This window comes from Actinophytocola sediminis (assembly GCF_054779715.1).
On record NZ_BAAGXS010000018.1, the window covers coordinates 145,872 to 157,852 of the forward strand.

General features: G+C 69.9%; 12 protein-coding genes. 2 read left to right on the top strand and 10 right to left on the bottom strand.

Annotated elements, in window-relative coordinates; genetic code table 11:
* Positions 1–22: 22 nt before the first annotated feature.
* Entirely contained in the window at positions 23–1,102 is a 1,080-nt protein-coding gene (locus tag ACYVIP_RS11020) for a sensor histidine kinase (RefSeq protein ID WP_460394855.1), read from the bottom strand.
* On the opposite strand from ACYVIP_RS11020, the gene ACYVIP_RS11025 reads away from it, so the two are divergent.
* Positions 1,086–1,349 (top strand): hypothetical protein, encoded by a 264-nt coding sequence (locus ACYVIP_RS11025; protein WP_460394859.1) that lies wholly within the window; start codon positions 1,086–1,088, stop codon positions 1,347–1,349. The genes ACYVIP_RS11020 and ACYVIP_RS11025 overlap by 17 nt on opposite strands.
* On the opposite strand, the gene ACYVIP_RS11030 is transcribed toward ACYVIP_RS11025, so the two are convergent.
* Entirely contained in the window at positions 1,346–2,800 is a 1,455-nt protein-coding gene (locus ACYVIP_RS11030) for a SagB family peptide dehydrogenase (protein ID WP_460394862.1), read from the bottom strand. The two genes, ACYVIP_RS11025 and ACYVIP_RS11030, sit on opposite strands and share 4 nt — an antisense overlap.
* A gap of 102 nt (positions 2,801–2,902) precedes the next feature.
* Positions 2,903–5,197, bottom strand: coding sequence for a TOMM precursor leader peptide-binding protein (locus ACYVIP_RS11035; RefSeq protein WP_460394864.1), 2,295 nt, complete (start codon positions 5,195–5,197; stop codon positions 2,903–2,905).
* 320 nt (positions 5,198–5,517) lie between these two features.
* On the opposite strand from ACYVIP_RS11035, the gene ACYVIP_RS11040 reads away from it, so the two are divergent.
* On the top strand, positions 5,518–6,330 hold the full coding sequence (locus tag ACYVIP_RS11040) for an AfsR/SARP family transcriptional regulator (RefSeq protein WP_460394866.1): 813 nt from the start codon (positions 5,518–5,520) through the stop codon (positions 6,328–6,330).
* 9 nt (positions 6,331–6,339) lie between these two features.
* Here ACYVIP_RS11040 and ACYVIP_RS11045 read toward each other — a convergent pair whose 3' ends face one another.
* Genes ACYVIP_RS11045 through ACYVIP_RS11075 form a run of 7 tightly spaced genes read right to left on the bottom strand, consistent with a single transcriptional unit; the run spans position 6,340 to position 11,979 of the window.
* Complete coding sequence (locus ACYVIP_RS11045; RefSeq protein WP_460394868.1) at positions 6,340–7,083, bottom strand: thioesterase II family protein; 744 nt, start codon at positions 7,081–7,083, stop codon at positions 6,340–6,342.
* Positions 7,080–7,835 (bottom strand): beta/alpha barrel domain-containing protein, encoded by a 756-nt coding sequence (locus tag ACYVIP_RS11050; RefSeq protein WP_460394870.1) that lies wholly within the window; start codon positions 7,833–7,835, stop codon positions 7,080–7,082. The genes ACYVIP_RS11045 and ACYVIP_RS11050 overlap by 4 nt, the downstream gene beginning before the upstream one ends.
* Entirely contained in the window at positions 7,832–8,593 is a 762-nt protein-coding gene (gene trpF / locus ACYVIP_RS11055; RefSeq protein ID WP_460394872.1) for a phosphoribosylanthranilate isomerase, read from the bottom strand. Before trpF ends, ACYVIP_RS11050 begins: the two co-directional genes overlap by 4 nt.
* Complete coding sequence (locus ACYVIP_RS11060; RefSeq protein WP_460394873.1) at positions 8,590–9,735, bottom strand: acyl-CoA dehydrogenase family protein; 1,146 nt, start codon at positions 9,733–9,735, stop codon at positions 8,590–8,592. The genes trpF and ACYVIP_RS11060 overlap by 4 nt, the downstream gene beginning before the upstream one ends.
* A gap of 12 nt (positions 9,736–9,747) precedes the next feature.
* Positions 9,748–10,122: an ectoine synthase gene (locus ACYVIP_RS11065; RefSeq protein WP_460394875.1), complete on the bottom strand. Its 375-nt coding sequence runs from the start codon at positions 10,120–10,122 to the stop codon at positions 9,748–9,750.
* A 2-nt stretch (positions 10,123–10,124) separates the two neighbouring features.
* The gene (trpA, locus tag ACYVIP_RS11070) at positions 10,125–10,955 is read right to left on the bottom strand and encodes a tryptophan synthase subunit alpha (protein ID WP_460394877.1); all 831 of its coding nucleotides are present in this window, start codon (positions 10,953–10,955) and stop codon (positions 10,125–10,127) included.
* Positions 10,948–11,979 (bottom strand): anthranilate phosphoribosyltransferase, encoded by a 1,032-nt coding sequence (locus ACYVIP_RS11075; protein ID WP_460394879.1) that lies wholly within the window; start codon positions 11,977–11,979, stop codon positions 10,948–10,950. Before ACYVIP_RS11075 ends, trpA begins: the two co-directional genes overlap by 8 nt.
* Positions 11,980–11,981 lie beyond the last annotated feature (2 nt).

The window sequence follows — 11,981 nt, forward strand, 5'->3', positions numbered from 1 at the left end:
GGGTGATTTGTGGCCGGGTGCGCTAGCCGAGGCGCCAAGGACGCCGGCTGGTGGTGACCGAGCCGCCGGCTGAGGCGTCGGACTTGAGCAGGGGAATCGTTGCCACGAGCCGGAACCGGTCCTCGTCGAGCTGTTCGGTGAGCAGCTCGCCGCAGGCCGCCGCCAGGCGTTCGGACAGGTTGCGCAACCCGCTGCCCCCCGCGCCGTAGTAGGCGGACTCCTGGTCGGGTTCCCGCTGGGCGCCGTCGTTGATCATCTCGATCCGCACCGCGTCCGCCTCCTGGCGGATCGCGATGTCGCACTGCTCGGCCTTGCTGTGGCGCAGGATGTTGGTGACCCCTTCGCGCAGCACCGTGGCCAGCAGGGTGCTGACGTTGGCCGGCAGCTCGCCGTAGTCGCGGACCAGCGTGACCTCGACGTCCGCGGTGACCAGTACCGACTCCGCGGAGTCGCACTCCTCGTTGAGCGAGAGCCGGTGGTAGCCGCTGGCCACCGATCGGACGTCGGCCAGCGCCTGGCGCGACACCGTCAGGATCGCGGCGAGCTCCTCGCTGGCCTTGGTCGGGTGGTCGGCGATCAGCCTGCTGGTGAGCTCGCTCTTGAGGGTGATCGCCGACAGGCTCATGCCGAGCAGGTCGTGCAGGTCCCTGGCGAAGCGCAGCCGCTCCTTGGCCACCGCCAGCTGCGCGAGCTCGTTGCGCGCCACGTGTAACTCGTGCACCAGCTTGGTGAGCCTGCTCAGGCCGAACACCACCAGCCCGGTGATCACCGTGGAGACCGTGGTGTAGGCGATGTCGACGCCGGAGCCGGTCAGCTCACCCTGCACCACACCCATGCTGGCGACCACCACGATGAACAGCGGCACCGCGGCGGGCGGGCTCAGTGCCAGTAGGACACTCCCGGCCAGGAAGCCGGGGCGGGACAGCCAGGCCTCGCCGTACTGCAGCAGCGGCAGGTAGACCAGGCATGCCTGCGCGAACAGCGCGAGATAGACGACAGGTGAACGAAAGCGATTCGTCGCCCTGCTGAAATAGGCCAGTTGCAACGCCAGCAGGGCGACTGTGTACACGAAGGACAGTACGATCGTGATCGTGCTGCGCATGGTGCTGACAATGCCGATGGAGGAGACCACGCAAAAACCGATAAACACCGTTACCAGAACGGTGTTGGCCAGGACCGGCGCCATATTGGATCGGTTACGTGCGGGTGAACTGTCGTCGACTTTCGACGACATTAAGTCGTCCTCCATGACGGTTCCCCTGTCGTGGCGCGCCGGTAGCGCAGTAACGTTCGTTACCACAGTATACGGAAGTTATCCGAAATTGATACCGCGCCCGGTTGCCAATTAAGGCTGATCCCGGTGCCCGATGATGCATTCGCCGATGCCGACCTCCGTCGGCCAGTCGAGTCGAAGCGCCCGATCGGTGGAGTCGCTGGTGTCCAGCGAAAGAGGGCAGGAGGCCAGACCGGCCACAGTCGCCACCAGATGCAATGTCTGTTGCAGCGCCCCGAGATGCATCAGCGTTGTCGCATAACCGGCGCCGCTGGCCAGCGACAGCAGCCGGTCGGCCCTGGCGGTGACCGTGATCAGCGCCGAGGGTCGCTCGTCGCGGCGCGCGGCAATCTTCGCACTGTCCAACAACCGCTCCAGATCGGTCTCGGAATCGTTGATCAGCGTCAGGAAGTGACCGGTGGGATCGTAGTGGTAGATCCCGCGCGGCAACTCGGCGCACCGGTTGATGGTCAGGTACAGCTCCAACTCGTACAGCCCGGCGATGCTCAGGTACGGCCGCTCCGAGGTCTCGTAGGTCACCCCGGAGACCGGCGAGGCGGACACCGACCTGACCCGCGCGGCCCGGTAGAGCAGCTCGCCGAGCTGGCGCCGCTCGAGCGGCCGGTCGGAGACCTTCGGGCACACCTGGTCGGCCTCGATGACCTCGGTCAGCGACGGCTCGTGGTCGGCCAGCTCGCCCGGCTGCGGGCGGTAGAGGGAGAAGCGCGGGCCGGCCGGCACCGGCTTGGTCACCGGCGGCGGTGGATCGCCTCCGGCGGCCGGCGGCCTGGCCTGCGGGTCGTGGCCGTTCCTGGTGCGCGCGTGGAACATCAGGTCGTGGTGGGACCACTTGGCCAGCGTCGGGTCGATGTCCTCGCCGAAGGTCGCGCCGGGCGGGGAGCCGGCCGGCAGCCAGCTGCCCAGCAGCACCACCCCGGCGGCGACCAGGTAGCCGACCAGGTCGGTGACCACCGGCAGCGGCACCCGCAGCGTGCTGGCGAGCTCGGTGACCGAGGTGGCGATGCCCAGCGAGATCACCACCCGGTAGGCCAGCGCCCGGTGCAGCGCGACCTGGAACGGCGCGACCGAGGACTCCAGCACCAGCTCGTCACGCCCGGTGCGGATCGCCGCGAACCGGGACAGCCGCAGCGGTTGGCCGTGGTCGACGGTGACCATCCGGAACCGCGCGCGCTCGGCCGTTGGCACCACCGACAGCAACTCGCCGCCGCCGTCGTCCAGATGCAGGGTGTGCACCACCGAGCCGCTCAGGGTGTCCAGGATCCGGGTGAGCCTGGCCCGCTCGTCCGGGGTCGGCGGCTCGATGTTGGTCACCGAGTTGGGGCCCATGCTCATCCGCTCGAGTGCGTCGCGGATCGGGGCGGTCACCTCGTCGATGACGAACTCGCCCCACCTGGTCACCGCGCGCAGCCGCGACTCCCCCTGATCCGGCTGCTCGATCAGGACGTCCTCGCTCAGCGACCGCAGATGGACTCGGGCGGGAACTGGCTGATCGGCCTCGGTGGGCATGGCGGTGTGCTCCTTGGCGGTTTCACCGGCACCGACGCTGGTACCGGCGCGCGCATGACATGGCACCCGGCGACACCGCCGGGTGCCATGTACGGCGAGAGATCACATGAACAGCGGGAACGGGTTGAGCTCCTCGTAGGTCGTCGGCTCGGTGAGTCGGCCGAGCTGGACGGGGACGTCGTAGAGGCGGCCGGGGCCGAACCGGGCCCAGAAGTGCCGCAGGCCGGGCACGATGACCTTGACCACCGGCATGCCGACGTCGGGCCGGCTCTGGTCGAGCACCAGGACCTCCATGTCCCTGGCCACCAGCAGCGCGTGGATCCGCTTGACGTCCTCGTTGAGGTCGGCGGTCGGCTCGTAGGCGTAGTCGCCCGGCCCTCGGCCCGCGACGCCCTGGTCGGGCGCGAGGTAGGGCTGGTTGGCCACCGTCGCCTCGCGCCACCAGCGCAGGGCGTCGGGATCGTCGCACTCGTACCGGTCACCGTCTCCCTTCGCGATCATCGCCGGCATCAGCTGGTTGAGCTCGGTCAGCGCACGGCGCAGGGCGACCCTCGGGTCCAGATGGGCGCCGAAGCCGAACATGATGTCCTCGCGGTCGGCGCCGGTGCGCCGCGTCACCGCGGCCATCGCCGGAATGCCCAGGTCGGAGGTGACGTCGAGCACCCAGACCTCGCGGCCCAGATCGGCGTAGGCGCGTCGCACCTCGTCCACCCACGGATCGCCGAACGCGTCGAGGTCGACGCCGGGCATCGCGGTCCTGTTGTACCACCACAGGGCGACCGCGTCGCGTTCGATCAGCTCGAGCAGCGCCTGCAGCACGGCGTCCTCGACGCTGCTGCCGGCCGCGTTGCCGTTGGAGTCGGCCTGCACGAAACGCGGGCCCTGCTCGACCGGGGCGCCGAAGTAGAGCATCCCGGTCGGCAGCAGCCGGTGGGTCTGCGCGGTCATCGACCACACCGGCGACCAGTCCAGCTCGGCGTCGTTCTCGAACGGGTCGCAGACGTGCTGGAACGGCGAGTGGCTCGCGTTCCAGCCGGTCCGGTCGCGGAACTGGCGGTCGTGGAACCCCTGGCAGGTACGCGGGTCGACGGCGCTCTCGCCGAGCGAGTCCAGGCTGCCCCGGATGCGGGTCTCGTCGCCCTGGAAAGTGCCGCAGTAGCGCTCCACCGCCTCGCACAGCGCGCCGACCTCGGCCTCCAGCGCGGTGACGCCCTTGCCGCCGTTCTCCATCCGCAGCGTCGCGCGCAGCACGTCCAGCGACCGGACGCCCTGCGCGGAGTTCTGCCCGGAGCGGTAGGACTGGAACAGCGCCGGTCCACGCCGGTCGCGGTGGATCTCCTTGATCACGCCGGTGACCGGGCTGACCAGGTGCTGGTAGCGCGCCAGGGTCTGCTCCGGGGTCAGCGCGCGGTGCCCGCCGCCGGGCGCCTTTGGCCGGGGACCGAGGACCACCGGCCGGGCGGCCTGGTCGCGCATCAGGTCCGGGTCGCCGCAGTGCTGGCACTGGGGGCGGCCGCGCATCTCGTGGTGGCGGGTGGCCAGGTTGACGCTGTCCATGACCCACACGGCGCGCTGGCCGGGGTAGCGCTGGCCGGCCAGCCACTTGGTGGCCTCCAGGGCGACCAGGTCCATGGCCGCGCTGGACAGCGGGGTCACCGAGGCCATCGGCGGCGAGATCGGGCCGGCGCGGCCGAGCTCGTCGACCGCGCAGGTCTCGGCCAGCCGGTGCTGCTGGAGCCGGTTGGCCAGGCAGTACCAGCAACTGGCCGTCGCGGTCCCCGGCTCGAAGAACGGGCCGATCCACAGCTGCGCGCCCGCGGGTTTGGCCAGCAGCCACGGGATGCCGACGACCTGCATCGCCTCGGACATCTCGCCGAGGCAGGGGTTGAGGTAGTCGTCGCAGAGCACGATCGGCAGGTCGACGTCCAGGTGCGCCGGGTCCAGCGGCAGTCCGGCGGTCACCGCGAGCCCGGCCGCGCGGAACGCCGACCAGGCCGCGACCGTGTCGACCTCGCCGACGGTGAACAACGCGATCGACTTGGTGATCGTGCCGGCGACCGCCTCGTCGGCGTTGAGGCCGACGGTGTCCCAGTAGGCCAGTGTCGGCTCGTCGGCGTTGAGGTTGGTGTCCGGTCGGCGCACCGAGATCAGCCCGGCCTCGCTGAGCTGGTTGACCACGGCCTCGACCTTCTCCCTCGGCATGTCCTGCGGGGTGTCGTCGAGGAGCTCGTCCAGGCTGCGGGTGCCGTCGAGCAGGGGGGTGATGGTCGAGATGTCCGCGCCCCGCAAGGTGGTCATGCCGCGCTCGGAGAACAGGTAGGTGATCCCGTTGCCGACCTCGGCCCGGAGGTGCCGCTTGAAGCCGACGAGTTCGGAGCCGACCTCGGTGCCGGTCATGCCACACGCCCCACGTAGGTGATCCCGGCCAACCGGAGGATGATGTGCGAAGCTGCGGGGGCGGACATAGTTGCTCCCTCATGGACTCGAGTGTTTACGACCGCACGGTCATGTCTGAAAGTGTCGGGCCAGCCGGGGACCCCAGCCAGTGTCCCGATCATGGGCCGGGTATGTATTCCTCATACCCGGTCGGCGGAGTTTTCACATCGGCCTTCGTGCCCTGCTCACTGCCGGCCGCTCGACCATTCTGCGAGCGTTACCCCAGTGCTTCGGCCAGTCGCCCGACATCCCAACCCGGCCGAGCTTGGGAGGTAATGGCCATGCAGATCAACGTGCTTGGGCCGCTGGAGACCTACGTGAACGGCGACTCGATCACCCCGAGCGCGGCCAAACACCGGCAGGTGCTCGCGTTACTCGCGCTGCACGCCGGCGAGATCGTGTCGGTGCGCGTGCTGCTGGAGGAGCTGTGGGGCGACGAGCCTCCGGAAACCTCGCAACAGACGTTACAGACCTACATCCTGCACCTGCGGCAACGCATCGGGGACGCGCTCGGCATGAGCAAGTCCGACGTCGGCAAGACCTTGCTGGTCACCAGGCACACCGGGTACTCGCTGCGGATCGACCGCCGGGACCTGGACGCCGGCCACTACGAGGTGTTGGCGCGCAAGGGTTTGCAGGAGATGGCGCGCGACGACTACCAGGCGGCGTCGGACTCCATGCGCCGGGCGTTGGCCATGTGGCGCGGGCCGGCGCTGGTCGACGTGGCGGCCGGGCATCCGCTCAGCGTGCACGTGAATCGCCTTGAGGAGAGCAGGCTCGGCGTGCTGGAGGACACAATGGACGCTGACCTGTGGCTCGGCCGCCATCACCTGCTGCTCAGTGAGCTGGCCGAGTTGACCGCGCGGTATCCGATGAACGAGCGGCTCTGCGCGCAGTACATGATCGCGCAGTACCGGTCCGGCCGGCAGTGGCGGGCGTTGGAGATCTTCCGGAAGCTGCGCGCGACGATGGTGGACGAGCTCGGGCTGGAGCCATCGGTGTGGATCCAGCGGCTGCAGCGGGCGGTGCTCAACTCCGACCCGGTGCTGCACCGCCAGCACACCAGCGGGCAGGTGCTGACCACCGCGTCCTGAACCGTGGCCTCAGGTTCCGGTTGCCAGGTGTTCGGCGAGCAGGTCGACGATGGGGGCCCGGTGCTCATCGAGATAGAAGTGACCGCCGCCGAACACCCGCAACCGGAACCGGCCGGTGGTGTGGTCGCGCCAGGACGCGACCTCCTCGACGGCGGCCAGTGGGTCGGCGTCGCCGGTGAGCGCGGTGAGTGGGCAGGAAAGCGGCGGCCCGGGGACGTACTGGTAGGTCTCCGCGGCCCGGTAGTCGACACGGATCAGCGGCAGGGCGTTGCGGGCGAAGGTGTCGAAGCCGGGGAGCCGGGCGCTGACCCCGGCCAGCCGCCGCACCGAGTCGAGCAGTCGCTGGTCGTCGAGCAGGTGGGTGCGCTCGAAGCGATGGTGCGACGGCGCGCGTCTGCCGGAGACGAACAGCCCGGCGAGCACCACGCCCTTGCCCTCCAGCTGCCTGGCGACCTCGAAGGCGAGCGCGGCGCCCATGCTGTGGCCGAAGAAGGTCACCGGCCGGTCGGTCAGCGGCAGCACCGCGTCCACGACCTGCCGGGTCAGCTCGTCGAGGTCGTCGATCGGGGGCTCGTCGCGGCGTTCCTGGCGGCCGGGGTACTGGATGGCGAGCACCTGCGCGTCGGCGGCCAGTGAGCGGGCGTAGGGCAGGTAGTACTTGGCCGTGCCGCCCGCGTAGGGGAAGCACACCAGCCGGTGGGCGTCGGGTCCGGCGCCGAGCCGGCGGACCCAGGGCGTGGTCGGGTGTGTCATCGCGTGCCCTCCTCGGCCAGCTGGCTGTCCAATGTGGACAGGTAGGTGTCGAGATCGCCGGTGCGCAACAGGGTGGTGCCGACCAGCAGGCCGGCGTAGCCGGCGCGCAGCAGCCCGGCCGCGACCTCGGGGCCGCCGATGCCGCTCGCGCTGACCGGGCACGGGGTGCCGGTGCGGACCAGTGCCGGCAGCAGTCGCAGGCTGCGTCCCAGGTCGCCTGGCTCGCGTTCCCTGGTCTTGATGTCCTTGTTGTTCACCGCGAGCACGCACTGGTCGGGGTGGGGGACCGCGGCGATCTCGGCCTCGGTGGTCACCTCGACGAACGGGGTGATCCCGGTGTCCAGGCAGGTGTCGACCAGCATGGCGAGGCTCGTTCTGGCCAGCAGGCCCGCGGTGAGCAGAACCGCGGACGCGCCGAGCTCCCGTGCCCTGGCCACCTGTGCCCGCCTGGTGATGAAGTCCTTCTGCAGGATCGGCAGGTCGGTGTGTTCGGCCACCTCGGTCAGCATCGACTCCGTGCCGCCGAACCAGTGTCCGGTCACCACGGAGACACAGGGCGCCCCCACCGCGGTGAACTTGGCGACGATCTCGCCGATCCCCCGGCCGCCCAACAGCTCGGCCCCACTGCCGTCCCGCCGCTTGACCTCCATGATCAACGGCCGCCTGGCCGCGAGCAGCGCCGCGATGAAGGACGCCTTCGGCGCACTCGACGCGATGAAGGCGTCCTTCATCGCGTGCTCGCTCTCGGTCATGCGGCCTCCTTGGCGTGCCGGGTGGTGTGCCAGGCCTGGGCGATGGCCTGGACGGCCGGTGCGGTGAGCTGGCCGGCGCTGTTCCTGGCCGCGGTGTCCACGTCGATACCGGCGTAGCGGGGATGGGCGACCACGGCGTCGTAGTCGGCGCGGTTGGCCGGGGACAGCCCGCCGGCCAACAGGAACGGCCGGTTGATCCGGTCGGCGACCGCGAGCGCGTCCTCGGGGGCCAGCGCCCGGCCGGTGCTGCCGACCCGGCCGTCGTCGGTGAGGGTGTCGAGCAGGAACAGGTCGGTGCCGGCGCGCTCGTAGGCCGCGATCAGCGGGCGCTCCAGGCAGGTTCCCGACCGGATGTGCAGCACCTTGACCACGGTCAGCTTGTCCGGCATGGCCGCGTGCAGGGCCACCACGGTCGCCGGCAGCTGGTAGGCGTGCAGCTGCACCCAGCGGATCCCGGTATGCCACAACACCGTCCGCAGCAGCGCGACGTCCTTGGTGAAGGTCACCAGCACCGGCTCCAGCCCGGCGTCACGCGCCGCACCGGCCAACGACACGGCCACCGGCAACGGCAACTCCGCATGCCCGTCGGCCACCCCGTGCCACAACCCCACCAGATCCGCCCCACCCCGAGAAAGCACCCCCACATCCGCCCCCGACGTGGCCCCACACACCTTCAGCAGTCCCCCGACCGCAGCGAAGGGTCCCTTCGCTGCGGTGGGCGCAGTGAAGGGACCCTTCGCCGCGTTGTGGCCGGTCACTTGCCCAGCCCCAACATCGACGCGATGCGGTTGTACTGGATCTCCGTGGTGCCGGAGTAGATCGTGCCGGCCACCGAGTTGCGCACGTCCTTCTCCAGTCCGTGTTCTGCCATGTAGCCGTGCCCGCCGAAGATCTGCACCGCGGACAGGCTCGACTCCAGGTTGCTCTCGCTGGTCAACAGCTTGGCGATGGCGAGGTCGACGGTGACGTTCTCGCCTGCCATGAGTCGCTCGCCGGTGTCGTACAACCACTTGCGGGCGGTCTCCAGCTTGATCTTCATCTCCACGATCCGGTTCGCGACCGACTGGTGGGCGCCGATCGGCTTGCCGAACTGCACCCTGGTCTTCGCGTACTCGATGCAGCGGTCGAGCCGGTGCTGCATCTCGCCGACGTTGACGATGAACGAGAACAGGATCTCCCGTTTCATCACGTAGTCCAGCACCATGAACCCGCCGCCGACCCGACCGAGCACATTGGACTTCGGCACCCGGACGTCGTCGAAGAACAACTCCGACAACGGCGAGGTCCGCAGCCCCATCTTCTTGAGGGGATTGCCGATCGACAGCCCAGGAGTGTCCCGGTCGACGAGGAAGGCGGTGATGCCGAGCGCGCCGGCATCCGGACGGGTCTTGGCGTACACCACGAACACGTCCGCGACGGGAGCGTTGCTGACGAAGGTCTTGCTTCCGTTCAGCACGAACTCGTCACCGTCCCGCTCGGCCTTGGTCAGCATGCGCATGGCATCCGAGCCGCCGCTCGCCTCGGTGATGGCATGCGCGCCGATCGCCTCGCCGGAACAGATCAGCGACAGGTACCGCTGCTTCTGTTCATCGGTACCGAACTGTTCGAGTGGAACGCCGGTGCTGCAGATGGTGGTGGTCAACGAGAAGCTCAGACCACCGTCGCGGCAGCCCTCACCGAGACCCTCCAGGACGTACATCATCGTCAGGATGTCCTGACCGAGTCCGCCCCACCGCTCGTCGAACGGCAGGCCGAGGATGCCGGTCTCCCGGATCAGTTTCCACTTGTCCCAGGAGAACCCGCCTTCCTCGTCCCGCTCGACGTGACCATCGCTCAGGTCCTCGTACCACCGGGCCAGCCCCTCGCGCAGCGCGCGCTGGTCCGCGTTCCATCGGGTCACGGCAACCGCCTTCTAGTATGCCGAGGAGACGTGCTCGTCGAGGCTGTGCACCTCGTCTCCGCGCAGCGCGGGGGTGAACACACACACCAGCCGCATGTCCTCGTGCGGGGACGCCACCAGGTAGTGCGCGTCGTGTTCGTTGAGGGAGTACAACGTGCCGGGCACCATCGGGTGGGAGGTGCCGTCGAGCTCGATCACCTCGCCGGAACCCTCGATGCAGTAACAGGTCTCGAGGTGGTTGCGGTACTCCAGCCGGGACTTGGTGCCGGCGCGGACGAGGGTGTCGGTCACGCTGTAGCCGACCCCGTCCTCGGCGACGAGGAAGCGCCGGCTCAGGCCGTTGCCCCACTCCACGGTCGGCACGTTGTCGATGTTGCGGACGATCATGGTCAACCTCCGGTCGTGATGGTTGTGATTTCCTCGTCGGGCGCGGCGATGGACCGGACGAAGTTCCTGAACTCGGCGACGACGTCGTCGCCGGCGGCGAGTGCGCTCTCCACCCGCGCGACCCCGGCCGACCCGACGATCACCGCGTCGGCGCCGCACGCGGCGACCGCCTCGGCGCCCTGCCGGTCCCGTACCCCGAACCCGACGGCGATCGGTGCACGGGTGCGCGGGCGAAGGGACGCGACGGTGGCCGCGAGCGCCGGGTGGTCGGTGGCCGCGGTGGTGCCGCTCTTGCCGTAGTGCGCCACCAGGTACAGGTAGGCCGACGCGTTGGCGGCCGCGGTGTCCATCACCTGTGGCGAGGACACCCCGTGGTAGCAGGTGGTGACGATCGGCAGCCCGGCCTCGGCGGTCACCGCGTGGTACTCGGTGCGCAGCTTCGGCGGCAGGGCGTGCAGCAGCAGACCGTCCACACCGGACTCGGCGATGTCGGCGACGACCGCGCGCAGTGGCCGGTGCTTGATCGAGTAGCTCCAGTCGGCCAGCAGCGCGATCCGCAGCCGGCGCAGGCGCGGCCGCACCCGCGCGACGAACTCGAGCACCTCGGCCAGCCCGACGCCGCCGGCCAGCGCGCGGTCGGCCGACCGGCGGATGGTCGGACCGTCGGTGACCGAGTCGGGGAACGGCACCGCGAGTTCCAGACAGTCCACACCGGACTCGTCGAGCATCGACACCAGGTCCTCGAGCACCGGCAGCGGCGGGTCGCCCGCGTTGAGGAACAACGCGAGACCGTACCCGCCGGCGTGCCGGCGGCCGGGGAAGAACTCAGCCATGCGCCACCGCCCTCGGTCGCCGCCCGGCCGAGCGCATGCGCTCGGCCAGGTCCCGTGCCAGGCCGTCGCGCACGGCCAGCTTGGCCGCGGCCACGGCCGGCGCCCAGTCGGTGAACTGTCCACTGGCGACGGCCAGCGCCGCGGCGTTCAGGCAGACCGTCTCGGTCGGGATGTCCCCGGCCATGCCGGACAGCACGTCCAGGAACTGCGCCAGGGTGTCTTCCAGGTCCTCGGCGGGCGCCACCGAGGCCAGCGTGCCGGCACCGGAGGTGAACTTCCCCCTTGGCACCGCGTGCTCGCCGCCGGGGGTGTAGATGATGTTCTGCGCGAACCCGAGCAGCTCGTCGGCGCCGGCGTCGTTGGTGCACAACCAGATCGTCCGGTCCTCGACCGCGCCGGCGAGCTGGCGCAGCCTCGGCAGCGGGCTGGCCGCCGACACCCCGGTGAGCTGCGCGGTCACCGGCAGCCCGGCGATGAACGGCCCGACGGTGTTGAGGAAGCGGCCGAACCACCGCATGCTGGTCGGCACGATGACCCTGGCCAACCGGGTGAGCACGCTGGGGTAGACGAACTGGCCGGCGAACGCGAGCCCGAAGCGGTCCAACGACTCCTCGGTGTCCACATGCGACTTCGTGAGCCCGATACCGAGCTTCTCCAGCAGGTCGACCGAGCCGAGCTTGCTGGTGTATGCGCGGGAACCGGTCTTCACCACCGGCACGCCCATCGCCGCGGCGACGAACGCCGACGCGGTGGAGATGTTGAACGTGCGCGGGCCGCCGCCGGTGCCGACGATGTTGACCGCCCCCGGCCAGCGTGCCGGCGCGGGCGGGCGCCGTTCGTCGAACGACGCCAGCAGGCCGCACAGCGTCTCGTGGTCCGGGAGCCGGGTGGCCAGTGAGGACAGCACGGCGACCGCCTCGCCGCGCTCGACCTCACCGGCCTCCAGCCGGTCCCAGAAGGACCGCCAGTCGTCGAGCCCGACGTCGGCGCGCTGGTTGACCAGTCCGTCGAGTACCCCACTCATTG

What these genes read in the sequence shown, in the direction of transcription:
- ACYVIP_RS11020 (WP_460394855.1), bottom strand. Translation starts at nt 1,102, where the DNA reads ATGCGCAGCACGATCACGATCGTACTGTCCTTCGTGTACACAGTCGCC.
- ACYVIP_RS11030 (WP_460394862.1), bottom strand. Translation starts at nt 2,800, where the DNA reads ATGCCCACCGAGGCCGATCAGCCAGTTCCCGCCCGAGTCCATCTGCGG.
- ACYVIP_RS11035 (WP_460394864.1), bottom strand. Translation starts at nt 5,197, where the DNA reads ATGACCGGCACCGAGGTCGGCTCCGAACTCGTCGGCTTCAAGCGGCAC.
- ACYVIP_RS11040 (WP_460394866.1), top strand. Translation starts at nt 5,518, where the DNA reads ATGCAGATCAACGTGCTTGGGCCGCTGGAGACCTACGTGAACGGCGAC.
- ACYVIP_RS11045 (WP_460394868.1), bottom strand. Translation starts at nt 7,083, where the DNA reads ATGACACACCCGACCACGCCCTGGGTCCGCCGGCTCGGCGCCGGACCC.
- ACYVIP_RS11050 (WP_460394870.1), bottom strand. Translation starts at nt 7,835, where the DNA reads ATGACCGAGAGCGAGCACGCGATGAAGGACGCCTTCATCGCGTCGAGT.
- ACYVIP_RS11065 (WP_460394875.1), bottom strand. Translation starts at nt 10,122, where the DNA reads ATGATCGTCCGCAACATCGACAACGTGCCGACCGTGGAGTGGGGCAAC.
- trpA (WP_460394877.1), bottom strand. Translation starts at nt 10,955, where the DNA reads ATGGCTGAGTTCTTCCCCGGCCGCCGGCACGCCGGCGGGTACGGTCTC.
- ACYVIP_RS11075 (WP_460394879.1), bottom strand. Translation starts at nt 11,979, where the DNA reads ATGAGTGGGGTACTCGACGGACTGGTCAACCAGCGCGCCGACGTCGGG.